This is a genomic window from Candidatus Accumulibacter propinquus (assembly GCF_056856495.1).
The window spans coordinates 2,206,929-2,229,401 of record NZ_JBSEHC010000003.1 but is presented as its reverse complement, the minus strand read 5'-3'; the positions used below and the strand labels follow the sequence as shown (position 1 = coordinate 2,229,401).

Genomic DNA, 22,473 nt, shown 5'->3' with positions numbered 1-22,473 from the left:
TTCCCATGAAAAAGCAACTCGGCCTCATCACCCTCGCCAGCCTGTTCGCCGCCCCGGCGTTCGCCGCCCCGGAAACCTACCTGGTCGACCCCAACCACACCTACCCGCGCTTCGAATACAACCATTTCGGGTACTCGAACCAGATTCAACGCTTCAACATGACTTCCGGCACCATCGTCTTCGACCGCGCCGCGAAGACCGGCTCGGTCGACATCGTCATCGACGCCCGCACGGTCGATACCGGCTATGCGCTGTTCAACGAGCACCTCCAGGGCGAAGACTTCTTCGATACCGCGAAGTACCCGACCATCACCTACAAGTCCACCGCCGTCAAGTTTGACGGCGACAAGCCGGTAGCCGTCGAAGGCCTGCTCACCGTCAAGGGCATCACCCGGCCGGTCACCCTGAGCCTCAGTTCCTTCCAGACCATGCCCCACCCGATCGTCAAGAAGGATGCCCTGGGCGCCAATGCCAGCGCCCGGATCAAGCGCTCCGAGTTCAACGCCGGCAAGTACGCGCCGCATGTCAGCGACGACGTCACCCTGACCATCGCCGTCGAAGCCCTGAAACAGTAAGCATGCAGGGCAGCGGGGCCGGCCGACGCCGCCCCGCTTCGCTCCCCTCGCCGCTTGCCGATGCCGAAACCCTGCACAACAAACCAACTGGAGATATGGATGACCGGAATCGCCACCCGCACGGCCCTCAGCGCCGAAGATCTCGATCAACTCTTCGTGCATGCGCGCACGCACAATACCTTCGCCCCCGAACCGATCCCCGAGGCCACATTGCGCCGGCTCTACGAGCTGATGAAGTGGGGCCCGACGTCGATGAACTGTCAGCCGGCGCGGCTGGTTTTTGTCACCACCCCGGAGGGTAAGGAAAAACTCGCCCCGGCGCTGTCTCCGGGCAACCTCGACAAGACACTGGCCGCCCCGGCAACCGTGATCATCGCCACCGACAGCCTCTTTTACGAACACCTCCCGACCCTGTTCCCTGCCTACGACGCCAAGCCGATGTTCGCGGGCAATGCCGAACTGGCCAGCAGCACCGCTTTCCGTAACAGTACGCTGCAGGGTGCCTACCTGATCGTCGCGGCTCGCGGGCTGGGTCTCGACTGCGGCCCGATGTCCGGCTTCGACGCCGGCAAGCTCAATGCCGCATTTTTCCCGGACGGGCGCCACCAGGCCAATTTTCTCTGCAACCTGGGTATCGGCAACCCTGCCAGCCTGCACCCGCGCGGCCCTCGCCTGAGTTTCGAGGAAGCCTGCCGAATCGCCTGACAGGGGACGGGCACGAGCGATCAGCGCTGCGGCAGCGCTTGACGCCGACGCCGGTGGCGCATAGATTGCGTGGCGCCCAATTCAAGGAAAGCCCCATGAAGATCGGAACCCCGTTGTCCCCCGGCGCGCTGCGCGTCATGCTGCTGGGCGCCGGAGAGCTCGGCAAGGAAGTGATCATCGCCCTGCAACGACTCGGCGTCGAGGTGATTGCCGTCGATCGCTACGCCAACGCTCCCGGCCATCAGGTCGCGCATCGCTCGCATGTGATCGACATGACCGATGGGGCTGCATTGCGGGCCCTGATCGAACAGGAAAAGCCCCACCTCATCGTGCCGGAGATCGAGGCCATCGCCACCGATACCCTGCTCGAAATCGAGGCCGAGCAACTCGCCGAAGTCATCCCCACCGCCCGTGCGGCCAGGTTGACCATGAACCGCGAGGGAATCCGTCGCCTGGCCGCCGAGGAACTCGGCCTCGCCACCTCGCCGTACCGCTTTGCCGATTCCCTGGCCGAACTGCAGTCCGCGATCGCCGGCGACATCGGTTACCCGTGCATTGTCAAGCCGGTGATGTCGTCCTCCGGCAAGGGGCAATCGCTGCTGCGCGGTCCCGATGACGTGTCGCCGGCCTGGGACTACGCGGCGAGCGGCGGGCGAGTCAATCAGGGCCGGGTCATCGTCGAAGGCCTGATCGACTTCGACTATGAGATCACGCTGCTCACCGTGCGCGCACGCGGCGCCGGCGGGGTCATCGAGACCTCATTCTGCGAACCGATAGGGCACCTGCAGGTTGCCGGCGACTACGTCGAATCCTGGCAGCCGCAGGCCATGAGCGCGGTCGCTCTGGAAAAGGCGCGCTCCATCGCCGCCGCCGTCACCGGCAGCCTCGGCGGGCGCGGCCTCTTCGGCGTCGAACTGTTCGTCAAGGGTGATCAGGTGTGGTTCTCCGAAGTCAGCCCGCGCCCGCACGACACCGGGTTGGTGACGCTGTGCTCGCAACACTTCTCCGAGTTCGAACTGCACGCGCGCGCCATCCTCGGCCTGCCCGTCGATACCCGCCTGCGCGAGCCGGGCGCTTCGGCCGTGATCTACGGCGGCAGCGACGCCAAGGGTATCGCGTTCGAAGGCATCGCCGAAGCGCTCGCCGTAGCGCGCAGCGACCTGCGCCTGTTCGGCAAACCCGAGGCCTTCCGCAAACGCCGCATGGGCGTGGCGGTGGTCAACGGCGACGATGTGGCCGTCGCGCGGGCGCGCGCAAAACTCGCGGCGAGCCGGGTCAGGCCGGTGGCCGGGTAGCTGCCACCGGCGGCCAGGCGTGCCTGCTGGCGACGGCGATCAGTCGGCGGGCTCGTCGTCTTGCTGCTGCGCCGTCCGCTGCTGCTTGTCGCGCAGGCGCTGGTTCTTGTCGTCGCTGTTCAGGAAGAAATAACGGCCGGCCAGAACACAGCCCTTCATCCCCGGGTCGCACATCAGGTCGTTGATCTTGCTGCACTTGCCATCGAGTTCGTGCTGACAGCCCCAGGAGGCCATGCGCTTTCCTTGCCGATCGGGTGCGTGGATGATAGCACGCTCGCCAACCCAACCCGCGCTGTCGAGCGTCGGCAGCAGGTCAGATCGGTATCCGCGAAGCGCCGACCGGCAAGGTCGCAACCCGCCGCATCTCGGCTGTGCCCAGAATCCCGGGATCGGCAAGATAAGCCTTGACGAAATCGGTGGCGTCCGCCCCCCAGAACAGTTCGTCACCGACACGCAGTGTCGGCACACCGAAAACACCTGCGGCAATGGCCTGCTGCGTGCCGCCCCGCAGCGCATCCTTGACCGGCTGGTGTGACCAGGCCTGCGGATCGACGCCCAGCGCACCCGCCAGTTCGGCAAGCAGCGCGGGATCGGCAGGGTCGGCAGCGCTGGTCCACAAGGCCTCGAAAATCAGACGCACCGCCTGACCGGTACTGCCCGCAGCTATCGCCAGCCGCAGGTAGGGAAGCGAGTTGAACGGGTGCGCGGCCGGAAAGCGGAAGGGAATGCCGTGCGCACTGGCCCACCAGGTGCAGGAGCGATAGGTCCACGACCGTTTCGGCGCGATTTCCGCAGGACCTTTCTGCTCCCAGTGATTCAGCAAACCGGCGAACAACACCGGCCGGTAGCGAATTTCGAGGTCCTGCGGCAATTCCCGGAGTCGCATCAGCCCGAGATACGCGTAGGGAGAGATGAAATCGAAATACCAGTCCGCTTGCGACATCTCATTGACTCCCAGGAAATTGAAAGCACACCCATGCCGCTCGTGGAGCGATGCCGTCGCGCATTTGAGCAGAAGCCAAGCCACCCCGGCCACTTCGACCAGACTGTACTGTACGCCTTGAGCACGAAGCTTTTCAACCGCAATCAGCCGATCGGCCCAAGAGACCCTGACCGCGCCGGCGCTCTCCAGCCGCTCTGGCGGCCGGGAGCAGGACGGATTTCCGGCGGCACTCCGCAAAAGCACGAGGTGACGATCAGCGGGCTGCCGCAACACCGCCGGAATGAGCGACAATGATTAACCTGCATCAAGGTTCCAGGCCGGTGGTGTGTCGACAATGCCTGGTGATTGCATGCTTGCCGGATGCGTCAGTAGCCAGACCTGTACCCCGCCAGCCGGCGGTACGACTGGTCCGCATCCTCACCCGGAGAAGACGATTTGCGGCCTCCTGCATCTGGAGACAGACCCGGCGCTTTCGCCACAGACCATCGACAACCATGAAAATACTCTCGACCCTGATCGTATGCATCACCCTCCTCTTCGCGGGCTGTTCGCAACCCCCGACCTTCAAATCGACCGACATTTCGGGTTCCGACTGGGGCAAGGATTTCGCGCTCACCGACCCGCAAGGGCAGGCACGACGTCTGGCTGACTTCAAGGGCAAGGCAGTCGTCGTTTTTTTCGGCTACACCCAGTGCCCTGACGTCTGCCCGACCACGCTGCTGTCGATGCGTGAGGTGCTGAATCGTCTCGGTAACGACGCCGGCCGCGTACAAGTGATCTTCGTCACGCTCGATCCTGCGCGTGACACCCCGCAGGTGTTGCGCGAATACGTCACGGCCTTTCACCCGAGCTTCGTCGGCCTGCGCGGCGACGAAGCGACGACCGCGGCAGTGGCCAGGGATTTCAAGGTGTTCTACGCCAGACAGGCCGGCAGCACTGCCGGCACCTACAGCCTCGACCACTCCACAGGCAGCTATGCCTATGACCCCGAGGGCCGGCTGCGGCTTCTGATCCGGCATGGCGAAACCCCCGACAACGTCGCGTCCGATCTCAGGCAGCTGCTGGCCGGCAAGTGATTTTTCAGGACCACTCCCATGAAACCCCTTCTGCTTCTGCTGGCCCTGCTTTCCTGCACCGCTGCCGTCGCTGCCGGCGAACCGATCAATCTCGACATCGGCACGCCGCCGGTGGTGGTCGTCAAGCACAGCCTGGCACAGCGCTCCTCGCGACTGGTCCGCTTTTACGACGCCGGGATCATTGGTCTGGGCTACGACGGTATGGTCAAGATGCGCGACGACAGCCGGCTCAGCCTGCCGCAAAGGCAGATTGCGGAGAAGCTCATCGACAACGAGAACCCGGACCGCAATTCGCTGATCTACGCCCTCGCCGAAGCGCACGGCGGCAAGGCCTACGAACCGGCGGCGCGCGCGGCACAGGTCAAGCGCTGGAAGGAGCAGTTCCACTCCGGCTGGTGGATCGAAGATGCACAGGGCAAATGGAGCCTGAAACCCTGACGCAGCCTCCTGAAAGTGACGCGCTCGCCTGCGACATTTTGTCGCGGCGAGCAGCGCAGGTACACATTTATAATCGCTTTCCCCAAACGATCAAGGAGTATGGCTTGAAAACATCAGCAAACGTTCTGTCGCTGGCAATGCTGCTCGGCATGTCTCCACTGGCCGCAGTCGCCGCCGACCTCGATATCAAGGACCCCTGGGTCCGCGGCACGGTCAGCGGCCAGCAGGCCACCGGTGCATTCATGGAAATCACCAGCAAATCGGGAGCGGTGCTGATCGGTGCCGCCAGTCCGGCAGCCGGCGTCAGCGAGATTCACGAAATGAAGATGGATGGCGGGGTGATGAAGATGCGTGCCATCCCTCGCCTGGACCTGCCCGCCGGAAAGCCGGTAGTGCTCGGCCCCGGCGGCTACCATGTAATGCTGATGAGCCTGAAACAACCGCTGAAGAAAGGCGACACCGTGCCGCTGACGCTGCAGGTTGAAGGCAAGGACAAGCAGGTCGAGACCATCAAAGTGGAAGCGAAGGTCCGCGACCTCACCGCTTCGGCTGCGCCGGCAACCGAACCCAAGCACTGAGAGTCGGCCACACCCGTCCAATCAGCCGCCGCCGTCGCGCGGCGGAAGGTGTTTCGATGCGCCGCGCTGATCGCCCCGCAAGCGATGGCCAAGCTGCGGCCGCCGGTTGCCGGAGCAAGGCCACTTTGGCCACCCCCTTGGTCGTTGGCGCCGTAGAATGGCAGCGCATGCACCCACCGCGAAATTCCATCCTGCTCGCCGCCGCTCTGCTGGCCGCTCTGAGCGGCTGCGACAAGCCTCGACCAACCGCCTTCCAGGGCTACGTCGAGGGCGAATTTCTTTATCTGGCGGCGCCGCTGGCGGGCTATCTGAAATCCCTCGACAGCCCCCGCGGCACGCGTGTCAAGGAAGGTCAGGCGATCTTTGCGATCACCGGCGATCCCGATGCGCAAGCGCTGGCCGAAGCCGAAGCGCGCAGCGGCGCTGCCCGGGCCAGGCTGAACAACCTCCGCGAGCCGCACCGCCCGGCGGAGATTGCCGCCATCGAGGCACAACTGCGCGCGGCCGACGCGGCCCTGCAACTCACGCAAACGCAATTCCGCCAACAGGAAGCGCTGGAACGGCAGCATTTCGTCTCGCCGGCGAGGCTCGACGAAGCCAGGGCGGCGCGTGACCGCGACGCCGCGCAGCGGGAAGCGCTGCGGCAGCAGTTGGCCAGTCTGCGGATTTCGCTCGGCCGCGACGATGAGGTGCGCAGCGCTGCTGCCGACCTCGACGCGGCCGCAGCCGTCGCCGCGCAGAAGCGCTGGCTGCTCGAACGCAAGACGGTCGCTGCGCCAGATGACGGCGAGGTGGCCGACACGTATTACCTGCCAGGCGAATGGGTGCCGGCAGGAGCAGCGGTCGCCAGCCTGCTGCCGGACACGCGCCGCCGCCTGCGCTTCTTCGTCCCGGAGGGGCAGATTGCCGGACTAGAACCGGGGCAGCAGGTCGAGGCGCGCTGCGATGGCTGCCGCGAACCCATCCGCGCCAGCATCGACTTCATTGCTCCCGAAGCCGAATACACCCCACCGGTAATCTACAGCCGGGGCAGCCGGGAGAAGCTCGTCTTTCGCGTCGAGGCCGTGCCGGTGCCGGAACAGGCCCCCGGCCTGCGGCCGGGACTGCCGGTCGACGTCCGCCTGACCGAGCGCTGAGCGATGCCCCCCCTGGTGATCGACGTCGCCGGCCTCAACAAACACTTCGGCAACAAGCACGTGGTCAAGGACCTCACCCTGCAGGTCAACCAGGGCGAAATCTACGGCTTCCTCGGACCGAACGGCAGCGGCAAGACGACCTCGATCCGCATGCTTTGCGGTCTGCTGACACCGGACAGCGGCCGCGGCACCTGCCTCGGACTCGACGTGCTCAAGGAAAGCGCCGCCATCAAGCGCCAGGTCGGCTACATGACCCAGAAGTTCTCCCTGTGGGACGACCTGACGATCGGCGAAAACCTCGATTTCGTGGCGCGCATGTTCGGCATGGCCAGGCGCCGGCAGGTGGTTGAACAGGCCCTCGCCGAACTGGGTCTCGGCGGCCGGCGCCGGCAGCTGGCCGGTACGCTTTCCGGTGGCTGGAAACAGCGCCTCGCGCTCGCCGCCTGCCTGCTGCACCAGCCCCGCCTGCTGCTCCTCGACGAACCGACGGCCGGCGTCGACCCCCAGGCGCGCCGGGATTTCTGGGAAGAAATCCACCGGCTTTCGGTCGCCGGGATCACCGTCCTGGTGTCGACCCACTATATGGACGAAGCCGAACGCTGCAATCGCCTGGCGTACATTGCCTACGGCAATCTGCTCGCCGCCGGCACCGCCGGCGAGGTGGTCGCCAACTGCCGGCTGCACACCTGGGAAGTCAGCGGCCCCGGCGTCCACGCGCTCGCCGAGCGCCTGCGCCAGATGCCGGGTGCCGGCCAGGTGGCGAGCTTCGGCGCGACGCTGCACGTCAGCGGCCAGGACGGGGAACGCTTGCAGGCCAGCCTGCAGGAGCTGACCCAGCAGACGACGATACAGGTCACCGCGGTCGCGCCCTCGCTTGAAGACGCTTTCATCCACCTCATGCAGCACGCAGAGGACCCGTTCGCGGGCTGAGAAGAACATGCCTGGCTTCTCGTTCTCGCGCTGGATCGGCATCCTGCTCAAGGAGTTCATCCAGCTCAAGCGCGACCGACTGACCTTCGGAATGATTGTCGGCATCCCAATCATCCAGTTGCTGCTCTTCGGCTTTGCGATCAATTCCGACCCGAAACAGCTGCCCACCGCCGTGGTCATGGTCGACCCCGGGCCTTTCGCGCGGGCCTACGTCGCCGCCATGGCCAACAGCGACTATTTCAGGATTGTCGGCCAGGTGGACGAGCAGCAGGCCAACGACCTCCTCGAGCGTAGCGAGGTCCAGTTCGTCGTCACCTTCCCGGCCGGCTTCCACCGCGACCTGATGCGAGGCAAGAGCCCGACGCTGTTGGTCGAAGCCGACGCCACCGACCCGATGGCCACCGGTGGCGCCATCTCGGTACTCAAGAATCTCGGCCTCGAGGTCTTTGCACCTGACCTGCCGGGCCTGCGGCGTGCGCCCACGCCGCCGATCGAACTGCGCATCCACCGTCGCTACAACCCGGAAGGCCTCACCGCCTACAACGTCGTACCCGGTCTGCTGGGCGTGATCCTGACCATGACCATGGTCCTCATGACCGGCCTGGCGATGACCCGCGAGCGCGAGCGCGGCACTTTCGAGAACCTTCTCGCGACGCCGGCGACGCCCATCGAGGTGATGACCGGCAAGATCATGCCGTACATCGTCATCGGTCTGATCCAGGTGACGCTGGTCCTCCTGGCCGCGCGCTGGCTTTTCGACGTGCCGATGCACGGCAGCCTGCTGCTGCTCTACGCGGTCGTACTGCTGTTCATCTGCGCCAACCTGACGCTCGGCATCACCTTCAGCTCCATCGCCCAGAACCAGTTGCAGGCGATGCAGATGACCTTCTTCTTTTTCCTGCCATCGATGCTGCTCTCGGGCTTCATGTTTCCGTTTCGCGGCATGCCCGAATGGGCGCAACTGGTCGGCAATGTCCTGCCGCTGACGCATTTCCTGCTGCTGGTGCGGGGAATCCTGCTCAAGGGGAACGGCGCCGACATGATCTGGGACCAGGTCTGGCCGATCGTCGCCTTCACGGTGGTGGTCCTCGCCGTCGGGCTGAAGACCTTTCGCAGGACGCTCGACTAGCCTAGAACCGAAACTGGCCAACAGCATCCTGCAGCTCGTCAGCGGTGTTGCCCAGTTCCTTTGCCGCCCGCACGATATCGCCGACCTCGTCCCGGTTTCTGTCGATCATCGCCGCTATCCGCTCCACATCTCCGGCGATCTGGGTGCTTGATGAACCCTGTTCCTGCAGGGTGTCCGAAATCGCCGCGACCGACGCAACGACCAGGTCGGCGTCGCCACGAATCCGAAGCATCGCTTCGCGTGCGTTGCCCACCAGCGTCACGCCCTGTTCCACCTGCTGCTTGCCGTTGGCCATGCTGGCGACAGCCGCATTCGTGCCTTTCTGTATCTGCAGGATCATGCCACCGATATCCTGTGTCGAGTGGGCCGTACGTTCTGCCAGCTTCCGCACCTCGTCAGCGACGACCGCAAAACCGCGGCCCTGCTCGCCGGCCCGCGCCGCTTCAATCGCGGCATTCAATGCCAGCAGGTTCGTCTGATCGGCAATTTCGCGGATGGCGCTGACGACCGTCGAGATTTCCTGCGACTGTCGCCCCAGCGTCTCGATCTGATTCACCGAGGAGCCGACGGCCTCGGCGATTCGCCGCATCTCGTCGGCCGCACTTTCCACCACACCACTGCTGGCATGCGACTGGGCGCCGGCGTTATGCGCCAACTGGTTCGCTGCTTGTGCGTTGCTGGCCACGCGCTCGATGCTGTGGGTCATCTGCACGACGGCAGCGGCCATCGAACCGGCCGCCTCGCTCTGGACGCGCGCCCCCTCGGCAATCCGTGCGGAAATGCGGCTGAGATCGGCGGCAGCCTGGTTCACGGCAGTCGCGCTGCCGCTGGTCCGTTCGATCATCGCGCGCAACCTGGTACGCATGCGGTCCATCGCCCCGACCAGTCTGCCGACCTCATTCCTGGCGGCCGGAGCCTGATTCCCGGCGAGGTCTCCTTTGGCGATCTGTTCGGCCATCACCACCGCGCTATCGAGCGTACGCGTGACGCTGGCCACGACGGCCAGCGACAAACCCACACCGAGGAGAACTGCCGCGATCGCCAGCCCGACCGCCAGGCGCTCGGCAGCACGCGCGTCGGCGACGACAGCGGTCTTGGCCGCACCAGCAGCGACTTTCGTGGCCTCGATTTCCTTGAGCAGCAGTTCGCGCATCGCACGCCAGGTCGGTGTCTCGTCGGCATTGGTCAGCGCTCTCGCGGCGTCGAACTCGCCGGCGCTGACCATGCCCACCACTCGCTCGTGGATGCCGCGCTGCTTCTCCCTGAGTTCCGCCAACTGCCGCAGAACTTCTCGTCTCTGCTGGTGATCACCGACCAGGTTCTGCGCGCGCCCCATCGCTGCAGCGAACTCGGCCGCGGCCTTGTCCAGATTATCGTAAGCCCGGCGGTTGCTGGCATCGAGCTGAATGTTGCGCAACGCCTGCCCCATTTGCAAACCCTGCGCGTACATTTCCGTATCGGCCAGCAACGCCGCCTGATCGCGGTCGACAAAGTCCACGAAACGCTTGCTCGTTCGATCCATCCCGAAAATGGCGGTACCGGCAGCGACTATCAACAGAACGAAGCTGAAACCCAGCACCAGCAGAAACTGTTGACCGATTCTCAAACCAGCCAGCATGACACCCCTCCCAGAGTAAGCAATGCGCCAGGCAGTGATTATAGGCGTCCGCCGGGGTCGGCGACCGAAGTACGCAACCTACTGACCTTCCATGCCGGCAGGACTGACGCAATGGGATGGCGTGACGGCAAGCGATATTGATTGTCCTGCCCAGGCATGACGCGTAGACTCCGCGCCGATGCGCAAAACCTCCCTGTCGATAGCTCTCCTGCTGGCCGGCTGCCAAGTCAGCCAGACCCCCCTGCCACCCGCACGTCACCCGAGTTCACCGGCTCCCGTCCGGTCAACGCAATCCACGACGCCCGTCGATCGGGTACACGGTCCAAAGGCCGTCGGGCACCGCGACTTCGCCAACGCCAAGAAGATCCTGCCGACGATCTTTGCCGGCATGGAGAACGACTTTTACTGCGGTTGCCGCTATGTCGGACATGTTGTCCAACTCGCAAGCTGCGGTTACGAGCCGCGCCGCAATCCGACACGGGCGGCGCGAATCGAGTGGGAGCACGTGGTTCCGGCCTGGGTGCTGGGACATCAGCGCCAGTGCTGGCAACAGGGCGGGCGCAAGCACTGCACCGATACCGACCCGGCATTCCAGGTCGCGGAGGGCGATCTCAACAACCTGGTACCCGCCGTTGGCGAGGTGAACGGCGACCGCAGCAATTTTGCCTACAGCGCATGGACCCGGCAACCGACGTCAATGTACGGGGCCTGTCAGACCATCGTCGATTTCAAGCTGCAGCGCGTGCAACCACGCGAAGAGGTGCGTGGCAGGGCGGCGCGGATCACGCTCTACATGCACCAGACCTACGGTCTGCACATGAGCCGGCAGGACAGGCAACTGATGTGCGCCTGGTCGCGAACCCACCTGGTCGACGCCTGGGAGCGCCAGCGCGACGAGCGGATTGTCCGCTGGCAAGGCACTGGCAATCCGCTGGTCTCCGATCCGGCACGCCTGAAGGCGACCTGCGGATGACGCGCCATGCCTGACGGCCAGGCTCGCCGACGCGGCAGACCCGAGCCTGGAGTCGGCGGCCGTTGCAACCGTCGCCAAGCGGGATGAAGTCCTTGCAGTGCCTGGCTCGAATACAATCCCCCCAAGGCAATGGGCCGTCGATGGCGTGTGGAGGAAAGATGCAAAGCGTGGGAGCGACAGTGATCGGGGCCGGTGTGATCGGCCTGGCCTGCGCACGTGTGCTGGCGCGGCAAGGTATCGAAACGGTGGTTCTCGAACGGCACGGCGTTTGCGCCAGCGAAACCAGTGCCCGCAACAGTGAGGTGATCCACGCCGGGTTCCATTATCCGACGGGATCGCTCAAGGCCCGCTGCTGTGTCGTCGGCCGACGGCAGCTCTATGAGTTCTGCAATACGCATGGCGTCAGCCACCGGCGCTGCGGCAAACTGGTCGTCGCCACCTCGGCCCACCAGGAAGAGCAACTTCTGCTGCTGCAGCGGCAGGGGCACGACAACGGCGTCGACGATCTGCGCCTGCTGAGCGCATCCGCGGCGTGCGCCCTCGAACCGGAGCTGGCGTGTACCGCCGCCCTGCTCTCTCCCTCGACCGGCATCATCGACAGCCACGCGCTGACGCTCGCGCTCCTCGGCGACGCCGAGCGCGCCGGCGCCGTGCTGGCACTGCGCAACCCGTTTCGCCGCGGCTCGATAGAAGACAAGGGCATCGTCCTCGAAAGCGGCGGCACGCAAAGTCTGCGCTTCAGGAGCTCGATCGTGATCAACGCTGCCGGCCTCTGGGCACCGGAGGTCGCGGCCGCGCTAGCCGGCTTCCCACCGGAGCTGATACCGGCAAACTTCCACGCCAAGGGCAACTACTTCGCGCTCGCCAGACGCGCACCGTTCTCGCGACTGGTCTATCCCTTGCCGGAAGCCGCCGGTCTCGGGGTTCATCTGACGCTCGATCTCGGCGGGCAGGCACGCTTCGGTCCCGACGTCGAGTGGCTGCCAGACCCAACGCCAGGCCAACCCATCGGTGAATTCGATTACCGCGTCGACCCGGCACGCGCCAGCACCTTCGTCACCGCGATTCGCCGCTACTGGCCAGCGCTGCCGGACGATGCGCTGCTGCCCGCGTACGCCGGGGTGCGGCCAAAGATCAGCGGCCGCTCGGCGCCCGCCGGGGACTTTGTCGTCCAGGGCCCTGCCGAGCACGGCATCCCGGGCTTGATCAACCTCTTCGGAATCGAATCCCCCGGACTGACCTCGTGCCTGGCCATCGCCGAACATGTGCTCGCGGAACTGCAAGGTGGCTGAACGCCTGCGCGCGGTCCTCGACACCAACATCGTGATCGACATGCTGCACTTCGTCGACCCACCGGCGCATGCGCTGCTCGGGGCCATCGAAGGCGGTGTCCTGCGCTGCTTTACCGATCAACACTGCCTGTCCGAACTCGAAAGGGTGAGCGCCTACCCGCAGTTCGGACTCGCCAGGCCGGCACAGCAGGCGCTGCTGGCACGCTACCGCAACCTGTCGACGCTCTGCGACGCCGACGGGGAAGAGAATTACTCCCTGCCCCGCTGCCGCGACGCCGACGACCAGAAGTTCCTGATCCTCGCGGCACGCTGCCGTGCCGACCTGCTGGTGACCCGCGATCGCCAGTTGCTGAGGCTCGCCCGTCAGCGCAACCCGGCTCCGCCGTACGCCATCCTCGACGCCGAGGCAGCCGGTGCGCTGCTCACCAGCCGCTAAGCGGCGCGCGCCTGCCTTAGGCGATCAAGGTGCGGCCACCCGGACGAATTCAAACAGCGCCGCCGCGACGAAAAACCCAGACCTGATCGTCGGAGGCCGCTGCGGCATGCGCATAGCCGTCCGTCGCGAAGTCCTTCAGACCTTCGGCATCCTGCAAACGATTGACGATCGCGAAACGCGCCATCAGTCCGCGCGCGCGTTTGGCGTAGAAACTCACCACCCGGAACCGGCCGCCGCTCCAGTCCTCGAATACCGGTTGAATCACCGGGACAGCGAGTTGTTTCGGCTTGACCGACTTGAAGTACTCCTCGGACGCGAGATTGATCAGCACTCGGGCGCCTGTTTCGCGGAGTGCGGCGTTGACCGCCTCGGTAATACGATCGCCCCAGAAGGCATAGAGATCCCGACCACGTGCGTTGCTCAAGCGCGTCCCCATTTCCAGCCGGTACGGCTGCATCAGGTCGAGTGGACGCAGCAGCCCGTACAGGCCAGACAGGATCCGCAGGTGACGTTGCGCAAATTGCAGATCCGCCGGTGACAAGGTAGGCGCGTCGAGACCGTCGTAGACGTCGCCATTGAACGCCAGCACCGCCTGTTTGGCTTTGCCAGAGGTGAACGGCTGCGCCCAGTCGGCATAACGCGCGAAGTTCAGCGCCGCCAGTTGATCGCTGATCTTCATCAGGCTGGCAAGCTGCGGCGGCGACAACTGGCGCAGGTCTTCGATCAGCAGTTGTGCCTGGTCGAGAAACAGCGGCTGGCTGTGTTCGCACAGCGTCGGCGGCGTCCGATAATCGAGCGACTTGGCAGGGGAAAGGACAATGATCATCTGCGGCTTCCAGTCTGTAAGGATGGCGGGCACGATAGTTTGCTAAGATGCCTTGATTTTAAACGACGCCACCAGCCTGGCACGACTTCTGGCGTGGCTTCGTCGTCGTCCGATGTCGTTGCCGGACTGCCTTTCACCCTGCCAAACCCCGACCGCAATGGAACAACTGCTCTGCCGCTTTCTTGTCCCGGACACCGATCCGACACCTTTGCTGGTGCTGCTGGTCGGCGAAATCCGGCCCGCGGTTGCCGGCGATTTCGAGTCCGCCAGGCGAAACCTGCAGGCCCTCTGCTACATTCTCGGCACCCGCCCGGAATTGCGCGCCGCCTTGCGCGCCGCTCTCGGCAATCTGTTGCGCACCCACCGTCACTCCGAGTTGTATACCGCGACCGGCATCCTGCCGAATACCGGGTTCGTCTCTGAAGGCCTTCGCCGTATCGGCCACAAGCTCCTCCCTGACGTCCTTGAACCGGGCTTGCTGCGTACCGTCCTGCGTGCCATGTTCGACCGCGCCAGCGACCGGCACTGGGTGGTCGGCGTCGGCAACGAGGCCTGGCTGCAACTGATCGCGGCCCTGCGTTTCGACGAGGATCCCCGCAGCGACACATTGCCGCAGCCGCTGGTGGAAATGCTGAGCGCACTGCGCGTGCTGTCCTACTGGATCGCAGCGCTTGGTACGGAGCCGGAACTCCTGCGCCTGGAACCGTCACTCGAGGCCTACGAGTCGCCGTTCGTCGCACAAAACCGGGAGCTGACAGCCTATATCGAAACTTATGCCGAGCACTGGGGCAAACCACTCGCCGCCGACCGCGACGACCGGCAGTTGCGCGTTCTGTTCAGTCAGTGCCGGGACGTGATCGAGCGCGTACGCAGGAATGCCGCCCGCAACGGCACCAGCATCCGCCTGACCTATCATCTGCAACGCCTGCGGCAACTGCTGCAGCGCAGCGAGCAACTGCTCGACATTCTGGTCGATCTGCAGCCCAGGTCGAGCGACAGCGTGGCTTACCCACCGATGGTCAGCCTATTCACCCAGTTGGTGCGCGACGAGTGCCTGCGCAACAATCTCTACCGACACTGGCGCCAGAATACCGAACTGATTGCCTTGCGGGTGACCGACAACGCCAGCCACCATGGCGAGCACTACATCACCGAGACACGCCAGGAATACTGGTCGATGGCGCGTTCGGCGATGATCGGTGGCTTCGTCATCGCCTTCATGGCTTGTCTGAAGATCGTCCTGGCCGGTGCGCAGATGCCGCCGCTGACCGGCGCGATCGCCTTCTGCCTCAACTACGGGCTCGGCTTTTGCCTGATTCACATCCTGCACGGCACCGTCGCCACCAAGCAGCCGGCAATGACCGCCAACGCCATTGCCGCGAGCATCAGCGAAGCCGGTGGCAAACTGCGCGACATCGAAGCGCTCACCGTGCTGATCACGCGTACCTGCCGTACCCAGGTCATTGCCATTCTCGGCAACGTCTGCATCGCCATCCCGCTCTCGGCGCTGATTGCCTTCGCCGTATTCAGCAGCAGCGGCCAGCACTTCACCAGCCCCGAGAAGTCGCTGCATCTGCTCGAAGAGCAAAGTCTGGTCGATAGCGGAGCGGTCTTCTACGCGGCTATTGCCGGAGTCTGTCTTTTCATTTCCGGTCTGATCAGCGGCTACTACGACAATTACGCCGCCTACAACCGAATTCCCGAACGCATCCTGCAACTCGCATGGCCTCGGCGCCTGTTCGGCGAGAAGCGCATGCAACGCATCGCGGCGTACATCGGCGACAACCTCGGGGCTCTCGCCGGCAACCTGCTGTTCGGGTTCCTGCTTGGCGGCACGACGCTGTTCGGCGTGCTGCTGGGGCTGCCGATCGACATCCGGCATGTCGCCTTCTCATCGGCTTTCGTCGGCATCGCGATGGCCGGTCTCGATTTTGCGCCCGACCTGCGCCTGCTGGTATGGGCGGTACTGGGCGTAGCCGGCATCGGTTTCCTGAACCTGGCGGTCAGTTTTGCACTGGCCCTCAATGTGGCGCTGCGCTCCCGTCAGGTTTCCGACTCGCAATGGCGAACCCTGGTCCGTACGGTGCTGAGAAACCTGCGTCGCCAGCCCCGCGATTTCTTCCTGCCGCCCAAAGAAGCCAACGCCTGCCTGGTCCTGCAAACCCCGGCAAACACGGGCGACCAATCAATACACCCTGATCGCTGAGATGGGTATTCGCCTTGACCGACAGGCCCGATTTTCCTATCCTGCTGTCTGATTCCAGAGTCTGCTGAGCAATACCAGCGCTTGCGCCCCCTCCGCACCATCGACATCACCCCCAGGAAAACATCATGACCGAGCCCAAGAGCACGACCAAGAAAACCCCCGCCACTGCCAAGAAGGCGGCGACGACCGAGACGACGACAGCCACTGCGCCAGTCAAAACCCCCGCGACCAGGAAAGCACCCGCGGCGGAGAAGAAAAGCCCGGTCAAAAAAGCGGTGGCAACGCCGGCCACCGACAGTGCCCCAATTGCACCGCCCGAACCGCAAACACCCGCCACCAGCGAGGCTGCGGCCAAGCCAAGCGCCGAGGAACGTTATCTGATGGTCCAGTCTGCCGCGTATTTCATTGCCGAGAAGGACGGTTTCCAGGGCTGTGACACCGAGTACTGGGCACGCGCAGAACAGGAAGTTGCCCGGCAACTCGGCGAGGTGGAAGCATGAACAGGCGAGACTCTGCACCGGCCATGCGTGCGCCACCTGCCGGGGTCAAGCCATGCGCAAACGATTGATTGACGGCGACCAGCAGGCGGCAACACCAGCAACGGGTGAATGGCTGAACCTCGACGACCTGGCGGAAGTGGCCATCAGCTCCGAGGATGCCGCTCATCCCATCGAGTCGGCACTATTGCCTGGCAATGGCGGCGGTTGGCGTGCCGCAGTACCCGGCCAGCAAACCATCCGGCTGCGCTTCGATCAACCACAGAAGCTGCGCCGAATTCGCCTCACCTTTGTCGAAACCGCGGTCTCGCGCACCCAGGAGTATGTGTTGCGGTGGTCAGCCGATGGTGGGCATTCGTATCGGGAGATCGTGCGCCAGCAGTGGAATTTCAACCCGCAGGGCGCAACCTCGGAGACGGAAGAGCACCGGGTCGAACTCTCCGGGGTGAACGCACTGGAGTTGATGATTACTCCGGACATCGGCAACGGCCAGGCGCTTGCCTCTCTGGCCCGAATGCAAATCGCCTGACGGTTGGCGCGAGGCAGACCCGGCGGAGCTAGCTGGCGTAGCTCAGCAAGACGACGTCGGCAGCCTGCTCCCGCAGCGGAACCAGGGCCTGGTATGCGGCGGACGCGTACCAGCCGGAGACCGCATCCAGGTCGGGAAAAGCGATCACGACGACGTCTGGATAGGGATGATGCTCGCCGGCCAGTAGCGCGGCTCGCTGCCCGCGAAAAACCAGATCAGCGCCCCATGGCGCCAGGGTCTGCGGAACTTGGTTGCGGTACTCGGCCCACTTTTCGGCGTCTTTCACCGCAATGTGTCCGATGACATAGGCTTTGGTCACGATGTATTGCCTCGAGCAAGAAAGAAGTTGCGCCATTGCCTACGCAGAGCGTGCACCAAGGCCCTGTTGGCATTGGCGTTCCTCGAACAGGTTTGAGCAGGTCCAAGCATTTTATCGGCCCACGCGCCCGCATGCCGCGGCGGGTCCGTTTCCTTGAGGGCTCTCCGACAACCCTGCCAGCACGCCACACAGCCGATCGGTGAACAGGGTCAGTTGTTCCATCAATGCAGCGCAACAGACAGCGATCTGTTCGGTCCCAGCCGCCTCTGCCAGCACAGAGTGCAACAGCGCCGCCGCTTCCGACACACCTGCGGCACCGATGTTTCCGGCGGAACCTTTCAAGGCGTGCGCCCGTGCCTTGATCGACGCCAGGTCCCCAGCCGCCAGATCCTCGCTGAAATGCCTCGGATCCTGGGCGTGCGTGTCGATGAACAGGTTCAGCAGCCGTAGATATTTTGTCGCATTGCCACGCATCAGGGCCAGCCCGTGCTCGATGTCCAGTCCTGGAATACACGCCAGTTGCCGCCGCCATCGATCCGGTTCCGGAAGTGGCGCCGGCACGCTCGTCGGGGCCACTGACGACACCATCGGCAGCCACTTGAGCAGTGCGGCATAGAGGGTCTTCGGATCGACCGGCTTGGCGACAAAGTCGTTCAAGCCAGCTTCCAGGCAGGCCCGCCGATCCTCGTCGAAGACGTTGGCGGTCATCGCCAGGATTGGCGTGGCCGCCTGGCCAGGCAGTGAGTGAATGGCACGCGCCGCCTGCAGTCCGTCCATGCGCGGCATCTGCACATCCATCAGGATCAACTGGTAGGCGATGGCGCGCGCCTTATCGAGCGCTTCCTGACCATCGACGGCCACATCGACGGCGAGTCCCGCCCCGTGCAGCAGTTCCAGGGCAACTTCGCGGTTGATGGGATTGTCTTCGGCCAGCAGCAGTCGTGCACCACCATGGTGCTTGCGCAACTCGGCTTCGGCATCGCCCTCTCCACCAGCAGCAGTGACCGGCATGATCCCGTGGCCGTGCCCAAGGCAGGCCGTGAACCAGAAAGTGCTGCCCTTCCCCGGTTGGCTCTCGACGCCCGCGTCGCCGCCCATGAGTTTCGCCAACCGCCGGGTGATCGCCAGCCCGAGGCCGGTGCCGCCGTACCTGCGGGTGGTCGAGGCGTCTGCCTGCTCGAACGCCTGGAACAGACTGGGCAGTTGATCCGCTTTGATGCCGATGCCGGAATCTTGAACTTCGAAGCGCACCAGTACCCGTTCAGGGCCATCGTCAACCAGGATGGCACGCAGGGTGATGGAACCTTGCTCGGTGAACTTGATGGCATTGCCGATGTAATTGAGCAACGCCTGACGCAACCGCGTAGGATCGCCACGCAGCCACAGGGGCACGCCATCGTGATCGACCTCGATGACCAGGCCCTTGGCGCGCGCCTGGTCGGAGATCAGCGAGCGAACGTTATCCAGGACGGCATTCAGCGAAAAGTTCGTTTGCTCCAGTTCCAGTTTACCGGCCTCGATCTTGGAGATGTCGAGGATGTCGTTGATCAGGGACAGGAGATGAGCCGCCGCCGCGTCGATCTTGCCCAGCCGGTCGGCCTGTACAGGTGTTGGTTCAGCTCGGCGCAGCAGATGCGTGAGGCCGACGATGGCATTGATCGGAGTGCGGATTTCGTGACTCATATTCGCCAGGAAGCTGCTCTTGGCCAGATTGGCAGCTTCGGCGGCCTCCTTGGCCTGCGCCAGTTCCAGCGTCCGCTCCTGGACCAGGTTCTCCAGATGATGGCGATACTGGTCCAGTTCGTCAGCGGACCTTTTCTGTTCGGTGATATCCACGCAGAAGCCGATATAGCCGAGGAATTCACCTTGACTGTTGTAGCGGGGGGTGCCGTCGTCCCTTATCCATCGATAGCTGCCGTCGGCATGGCGCAGGCGATATTGCATGCTGAAGGGTTCGCGTCGATCAAAGGCTGTGGCGTAGATTTGCACGCAACTGGAAAAATCGTCCGGGTGCACACCCTCCGTCCATCCATTGCCAAGTTCCTGTTCCAGAGCACGCCCGGTAAACTTCAACCAGGGTTCGTTGAAGTAGCTGCAGAGCTTGTCCGGGCCAGAGGTCCAGATCAGTGTCGACCCACCATTCGCGAGATTCCGGAAGTGCTGCCCCTCGTCGCGCAACAGCATCTCGGCGCGTTTACGCTCGGTGATGTCGGAGAAGGAACATGCAAACCGGTTGGGAGCTGGCCGGAAGGCGGTTACCTCGAAGTATCGCTGCAGTTCGGCGGCGTAGTTCTCAAAAAACACCGGCTCGCCAGTGAGGGCCACCTTGCCATAGATCTCGATCCAGTATCTCTCGGTACCCGGCATGACCTCCAGAACGGTCCGACCCACGAGGTCTTCCGCCTTGAGGCCGGTCATGCGGGTGAAGGCCGGATTGATGGCCAGAAAGCGGTAGTCGGCAGGCTTGCCCTCGTCGTCGCATAGAATTTCGTGCAGCGCAAAACCACTCAACATTTCTCGGAACAACGTCCGGTAGCCGGCCTCGCTCTCCCGCAAAGCCGCTTCTCGCTGCCCCAAAGTATCAAGCAGATGATTGAAACCCTCGACCAGTCCACCAACTTCGTCCTGTCGGTTGATGGGCAAGGGCTGCAGGGGCTGCTTTGCCTCCGACATGGCGGACAATGATCTCGCAGCAGCAAGCATTGGCGAAAACTGTCGACTCAATATCCACCAGGTCAGGCTGCCCGCCAGCAGCGTCAGGATGGCCGTGGCCAGCAGCACACGCTGCTGCATGTCATCGATCGGGGCAAATGCCTCGGCGGTGGGCAGGTTGACCGACACGATCCAGCCCGCCGCAGGAACGCCCTTGTCGGAGGTCAACACTTCCACGCCCAGTGGATTGACAATAACCGCGGAACCCTCGTAGCCGTCGATGAAACGGTCAATAATTGGGTTGATGCCGGGCGCTGGAAGCGTTTCCATCACGCGGTGCTTGTCGGTAGCGGTGACAATCAGCCGGAATTGCTGAGCTACCAGCAGATAGCCGCCGGTTTTGCCGTAACTGCTTGCCGCGATTTGATCAAGGAAACTCGGAAGGCTCAGGTTGGTCACTCCTGAGAGCGCACCGATCACTTGACCTCGACCATTGCGAATCGGTACCGCCATGACCAGAACCGGGGCCCGCAGTGTCTTGCCGGTGATTGGACGACCGATCGTCGATCTGCCCTCCATGAGTGCGCCAACCAGATAATCCCTGTCGCTGAAATTGACGCCGATCCGCTCCGGCAACAGTGGAGCAACGGCAATGGCCACGCCGTCAACTCGGTAAGCCATGACCCCGTCGTTGAACAGGCTGTGCAGCACATAGCGCTGCTCAAGGAATTTCTGCAGCGCTGCAGGTTCCCCGATCAACGCGGGCTCTATGGCGTTGGCAATCAACTCAAGCGCACTGATGCGGTTCTTCAGCTCGCCATCAATGTTTGCCGCCACAAACGCCGCCGTCGAGAATTGCTGCTCCCCGAGCAGTCGTTCCATGTCCTTGCGTAGTATCTGGCTGGCGTAAAACGACAGCGACCACAGGCCTGCCACGAAGATGAGCTGCGTGGCTAGAGTGATTCTGGTTTTCAGGGAATGCCTTGAACGGACGGTCTGAAACATGCCTTTCTTTGCCGGCGGAAGCGCCGGAACTTAACATCATGCAGAAAGTATCGCCCGCCTGGCCGCAAGACGCCCCGATCAACTAGCCGTCAACCCGCCCATACTCCAGGCAGAGCCGACGGGCGAGATGCGAGCAATGCTTGCTCAGCGCTTGCCGAGTACCGCCTTCCAGTCGCGGAACACATCGATGTCGAAGCCATCAGGATAGAACAGGTAGCCGGGCTTGTGCCCCTTGGTGTCGGTGACGCCGTACTGCCAAATGATTTCCTTGCTCTTGCGGTCGATCACCATCACCCGATCACGCAGATCGTCGACGACGAAGATGTCGCCGGTGTCAGGCAGTTCGCGGGCAATTGACGAGTGATCGAGCATCCCCTCGCCGTTCCTGACAAAGTATTCCCAACTGATTTTGCGCGTCGCCGGGTCGAAAATCACGACCCGCCCGGGTTTCCAGAAATCGGCGACGATCACCTGCTTGCCATCCACGGTCATGAAGGCATCCGACGGATAGCGGATGTTGGGCGCCTGCACGCTCCACAGCACCTGACCCTGGCGGGTAATCCGCGAGATCCAGGAACCGGAGATTTCGGTGACCAGAATGTCTCCATTGTCGAGCGGCGTGGCACCATTGGGGTGGCCGAGTTCTTGCGGTGGGTTGTGGCGGCACTTGCCGGGTGTTCCCCATTGGGTGGCAATGCTATTATCCTTGGGGTCGATGATCAGAATGCGGCAATTGCGAATATCGGCGGTAATGAACTTGCCGTCGGCCAGCAGATGCGCGTCATCCGGGTAGTTCAGCAAACCGCCGTCCTTGCCGCGCACATCAGGCGTGCCGTAGGTCCAGGTGAGCGCCTTCCTTTCGTAGTCGACGATATGCACATCGTAGTTGTCTTCCTCGCTGACCGCCAACAACTTGCCATCCGCGGAGAAGTTTACGTCCTCGTTGCCTCGATAGACTTTCAGGCTGGGTGAGGCGAACTCCCAGACTATGCTTTTGTCCGGCGCGATCTCGATCAAGCGGTTGTTGCGCCGGTCGGCAATGACCACCGGATACGGCAGGGGCTTGCCCCAGGACGGCACGGGATTCCTGCGGTTACCGCTGACCGGCGGGATCGGTGGCAGCGTGACGCCGCTGGAGACGATGCCTGCTCCGGTCATTTCTGCGGTGACCTTGACCTCGATACCGGGCACGCTCGGCCTGGCCGAGCCAACCGCTTCCTGGGCGCGAGCTGGAGCGATGGTCAGCAGCAGTATGGCCGCCAGGGCTGCCGGCAATGCTTGGGCGTAGGGACGCATGAAACCCTCCTAATGAAAT

Annotated in this window: 22 protein-coding genes; 15 read left to right on the top strand and 7 right to left on the bottom strand. The window is 63.7% G+C overall.

Going from position 1 to position 22,473, the window contains the following annotated elements; genetic code table 11:
• Positions 1-5 precede the first annotated feature (5 nt).
• The 3 genes from AC15MQ_RS16025 (at position 6) to purT (ending at position 2,575) form a co-directional block, all read left to right on the top strand.
• Positions 6-575 (top strand): YceI family protein, encoded by a 570-nt coding sequence (locus tag AC15MQ_RS16025; protein WP_483080605.1) that lies wholly within the window; start codon positions 6-8, stop codon positions 573-575.
• Between the two features lie 99 nt (positions 576-674).
• On the top strand, positions 675-1,280 hold the full coding sequence (locus AC15MQ_RS16020; RefSeq protein ID WP_287653928.1) for a malonic semialdehyde reductase: 606 nt from the start codon (positions 675-677) through the stop codon (positions 1,278-1,280).
• A gap of 95 nt (positions 1,281-1,375) precedes the next feature.
• Positions 1,376-2,575: a formate-dependent phosphoribosylglycinamide formyltransferase gene (purT, locus tag AC15MQ_RS16015; protein ID WP_483080604.1), complete on the top strand. Its 1,200-nt coding sequence runs from the start codon at positions 1,376-1,378 to the stop codon at positions 2,573-2,575.
• A gap of 39 nt (positions 2,576-2,614) precedes the next feature.
• On the opposite strand, the gene AC15MQ_RS16010 is transcribed toward purT, so the two are convergent.
• Positions 2,615-2,809, bottom strand: coding sequence for a hypothetical protein (locus AC15MQ_RS16010; RefSeq protein WP_483080603.1), 195 nt, complete (start codon positions 2,807-2,809; stop codon positions 2,615-2,617).
• 79 nt (positions 2,810-2,888) lie between these two features.
• Positions 2,889-3,518 carry a DsbA family protein gene (locus AC15MQ_RS16005; RefSeq protein ID WP_483080602.1) on the bottom strand — a complete coding sequence of 210 codons (630 nt, stop codon included), beginning with the start codon at positions 3,516-3,518 and terminating at the stop codon, positions 2,889-2,891.
• Between the two features lie 494 nt (positions 3,519-4,012).
• On the opposite strand from AC15MQ_RS16005, the gene AC15MQ_RS16000 reads away from it, so the two are divergent.
• The 6 genes from AC15MQ_RS16000 (at position 4,013) to AC15MQ_RS15975 (ending at position 8,805) form a co-directional block, all read left to right on the top strand.
• On the top strand, positions 4,013-4,594 hold the full coding sequence (locus AC15MQ_RS16000; protein WP_483080601.1) for an SCO family protein: 582 nt from the start codon (positions 4,013-4,015) through the stop codon (positions 4,592-4,594).
• Between the two features lie 18 nt (positions 4,595-4,612).
• Entirely contained in the window at positions 4,613-5,032 is a 420-nt protein-coding gene (locus AC15MQ_RS15995; RefSeq protein WP_332335850.1) for a DUF1318 domain-containing protein, read from the top strand.
• A gap of 137 nt (positions 5,033-5,169) precedes the next feature.
• Complete coding sequence (locus AC15MQ_RS15990; RefSeq protein ID WP_483080659.1) at positions 5,170-5,610, top strand: copper chaperone PCu(A)C; 441 nt, start codon at positions 5,170-5,172, stop codon at positions 5,608-5,610.
• A gap of 167 nt (positions 5,611-5,777) precedes the next feature.
• Positions 5,778-6,746, top strand: coding sequence for an HlyD family secretion protein (locus tag AC15MQ_RS15985; RefSeq protein WP_483080600.1), 969 nt, complete (start codon positions 5,778-5,780; stop codon positions 6,744-6,746).
• A gap of 3 nt (positions 6,747-6,749) precedes the next feature.
• Positions 6,750-7,676 (top strand): ABC transporter ATP-binding protein, encoded by a 927-nt coding sequence (locus tag AC15MQ_RS15980; protein ID WP_350495838.1) that lies wholly within the window; start codon positions 6,750-6,752, stop codon positions 7,674-7,676.
• 7 nt (positions 7,677-7,683) lie between these two features.
• Positions 7,684-8,805: an ABC transporter permease gene (locus AC15MQ_RS15975; RefSeq protein ID WP_287653918.1), complete on the top strand. Its 1,122-nt coding sequence runs from the start codon at positions 7,684-7,686 to the stop codon at positions 8,803-8,805.
• A 1-nt stretch (position 8,806) separates the two neighbouring features.
• Here the strand turns inward: AC15MQ_RS15975 and AC15MQ_RS15970 are convergent, their stop codons facing one another.
• On the bottom strand, positions 8,807-10,423 hold the full coding sequence (locus AC15MQ_RS15970) for a methyl-accepting chemotaxis protein (protein ID WP_483080599.1): 1,617 nt from the start codon (positions 10,421-10,423) through the stop codon (positions 8,807-8,809).
• Positions 10,424-10,601: 178 nt separating this feature from the next.
• On the opposite strand from AC15MQ_RS15970, the gene AC15MQ_RS15965 reads away from it, so the two are divergent.
• From AC15MQ_RS15965 to AC15MQ_RS15955, 3 genes are all read left to right on the top strand, one after another.
• A complete protein-coding gene (locus AC15MQ_RS15965; protein WP_287653915.1) occupies positions 10,602-11,396 on the top strand; it encodes an endonuclease in 795 nt (264 codons plus the stop codon).
• A 158-nt stretch (positions 11,397-11,554) separates the two neighbouring features.
• Entirely contained in the window at positions 11,555-12,688 is a 1,134-nt protein-coding gene (locus tag AC15MQ_RS15960; protein WP_483080598.1) for an NAD(P)/FAD-dependent oxidoreductase, read from the top strand.
• Positions 12,681-13,124, top strand: coding sequence for a putative toxin-antitoxin system toxin component, PIN family (locus AC15MQ_RS15955; protein ID WP_483080597.1), 444 nt, complete (start codon positions 12,681-12,683; stop codon positions 13,122-13,124). Before AC15MQ_RS15960 ends, AC15MQ_RS15955 begins: the two co-directional genes overlap by 8 nt.
• 49 nt (positions 13,125-13,173) lie before the next feature.
• Here AC15MQ_RS15955 and yaaA read toward each other — a convergent pair whose 3' ends face one another.
• On the bottom strand, positions 13,174-13,950 hold the full coding sequence (yaaA, locus tag AC15MQ_RS15950) for a peroxide stress protein YaaA (RefSeq protein ID WP_287665593.1): 777 nt from the start codon (positions 13,948-13,950) through the stop codon (positions 13,174-13,176).
• A gap of 157 nt (positions 13,951-14,107) precedes the next feature.
• Here yaaA and AC15MQ_RS15945 point away from each other — a divergent pair, with 157 nt between their 5' ends.
• From AC15MQ_RS15945 to AC15MQ_RS15935, 3 genes are all read left to right on the top strand, one after another.
• Positions 14,108-16,156, top strand: a complete 2,049-nt coding sequence (locus tag AC15MQ_RS15945) for a site-specific recombinase (protein WP_287665591.1) — start codon at positions 14,108-14,110, stop codon at positions 16,154-16,156.
• 125 nt (positions 16,157-16,281) lie between these two features.
• Complete coding sequence (locus AC15MQ_RS15940) at positions 16,282-16,656, top strand: DUF2934 domain-containing protein (RefSeq protein ID WP_483080596.1); 375 nt, start codon at positions 16,282-16,284, stop codon at positions 16,654-16,656.
• Between the two features lie 52 nt (positions 16,657-16,708).
• Positions 16,709-17,182: a discoidin domain-containing protein gene (locus AC15MQ_RS15935; RefSeq protein ID WP_483080595.1), complete on the top strand. Its 474-nt coding sequence runs from the start codon at positions 16,709-16,711 to the stop codon at positions 17,180-17,182.
• Between the two features lie 28 nt (positions 17,183-17,210).
• Here the strand turns inward: AC15MQ_RS15935 and AC15MQ_RS15930 are convergent, their stop codons facing one another.
• The 3 genes from AC15MQ_RS15930 to AC15MQ_RS15920 all read right to left on the bottom strand — a co-directional run bounded on the left by AC15MQ_RS15930 (position 17,211) and on the right by AC15MQ_RS15920 (position 22,454).
• The gene (locus AC15MQ_RS15930; RefSeq protein WP_483080594.1) at positions 17,211-17,501 is read right to left on the bottom strand and encodes a DUF1330 domain-containing protein; all 291 of its coding nucleotides are present in this window, start codon (positions 17,499-17,501) and stop codon (positions 17,211-17,213) included.
• A gap of 111 nt (positions 17,502-17,612) precedes the next feature.
• On the bottom strand, positions 17,613-21,158 hold the full coding sequence (locus AC15MQ_RS15925; protein WP_483080593.1) for an ATP-binding protein: 3,546 nt from the start codon (positions 21,156-21,158) through the stop codon (positions 17,613-17,615).
• A gap of 144 nt (positions 21,159-21,302) precedes the next feature.
• Entirely contained in the window at positions 21,303-22,454 is a 1,152-nt protein-coding gene (locus tag AC15MQ_RS15920) for an outer membrane protein assembly factor BamB family protein (RefSeq protein WP_287653904.1), read from the bottom strand.
• Positions 22,455-22,473: the final 19 nt, after the last annotated feature.

Bases quoted from the DNA above. Each gene is read 5' to 3' on its own strand.
- AC15MQ_RS15960 (WP_483080598.1), top strand. From the start codon at position 11,555: ATGCAAAGCGTGGGAGCGACAGTGATCGGGGCCGGTGTGATCGGCCTG.
- AC15MQ_RS15925 (WP_483080593.1), bottom strand. From the start codon at position 21,158: ATGTTTCAGACCGTCCGTTCAAGGCATTCCCTGAAAACCAGAATCACT.
- AC15MQ_RS15920 (WP_287653904.1), bottom strand. From the start codon at position 22,454: ATGCGTCCCTACGCCCAAGCATTGCCGGCAGCCCTGGCGGCCATACTG.
- AC15MQ_RS15975 (WP_287653918.1), top strand. From the start codon at position 7,684: ATGCCTGGCTTCTCGTTCTCGCGCTGGATCGGCATCCTGCTCAAGGAG.
- AC15MQ_RS15945 (WP_287665591.1), top strand. From the start codon at position 14,108: ATGGAACAACTGCTCTGCCGCTTTCTTGTCCCGGACACCGATCCGACA.
- yaaA (WP_287665593.1), bottom strand. From the start codon at position 13,950: ATGATCATTGTCCTTTCCCCTGCCAAGTCGCTCGATTATCGGACGCCG.
- AC15MQ_RS15990 (WP_483080659.1), top strand. From the start codon at position 5,170: ATGCTGCTCGGCATGTCTCCACTGGCCGCAGTCGCCGCCGACCTCGAT.
- AC15MQ_RS16020 (WP_287653928.1), top strand. From the start codon at position 675: ATGACCGGAATCGCCACCCGCACGGCCCTCAGCGCCGAAGATCTCGAT.
- AC15MQ_RS16010 (WP_483080603.1), bottom strand. From the start codon at position 2,809: ATGGCCTCCTGGGGCTGTCAGCACGAACTCGATGGCAAGTGCAGCAAG.
- AC15MQ_RS16005 (WP_483080602.1), bottom strand. From the start codon at position 3,518: ATGTCGCAAGCGGACTGGTATTTCGATTTCATCTCTCCCTACGCGTAT.
- AC15MQ_RS16000 (WP_483080601.1), top strand. From the start codon at position 4,013: ATGAAAATACTCTCGACCCTGATCGTATGCATCACCCTCCTCTTCGCG.
- AC15MQ_RS15935 (WP_483080595.1), top strand. From the start codon at position 16,709: ATGCGCAAACGATTGATTGACGGCGACCAGCAGGCGGCAACACCAGCA.
- AC15MQ_RS15940 (WP_483080596.1), top strand. From the start codon at position 16,282: ATGACCGAGCCCAAGAGCACGACCAAGAAAACCCCCGCCACTGCCAAG.
- AC15MQ_RS15980 (WP_350495838.1), top strand. From the start codon at position 6,750: ATGCCCCCCCTGGTGATCGACGTCGCCGGCCTCAACAAACACTTCGGC.
- AC15MQ_RS15985 (WP_483080600.1), top strand. From the start codon at position 5,778: ATGCACCCACCGCGAAATTCCATCCTGCTCGCCGCCGCTCTGCTGGCC.
- AC15MQ_RS15995 (WP_332335850.1), top strand. From the start codon at position 4,613: ATGAAACCCCTTCTGCTTCTGCTGGCCCTGCTTTCCTGCACCGCTGCC.
- AC15MQ_RS15970 (WP_483080599.1), bottom strand. From the start codon at position 10,423: ATGCTGGCTGGTTTGAGAATCGGTCAACAGTTTCTGCTGGTGCTGGGT.
- purT (WP_483080604.1), top strand. From the start codon at position 1,376: ATGAAGATCGGAACCCCGTTGTCCCCCGGCGCGCTGCGCGTCATGCTG.
- AC15MQ_RS15965 (WP_287653915.1), top strand. From the start codon at position 10,602: ATGCGCAAAACCTCCCTGTCGATAGCTCTCCTGCTGGCCGGCTGCCAA.
- AC15MQ_RS16025 (WP_483080605.1), top strand. From the start codon at position 6: ATGAAAAAGCAACTCGGCCTCATCACCCTCGCCAGCCTGTTCGCCGCC.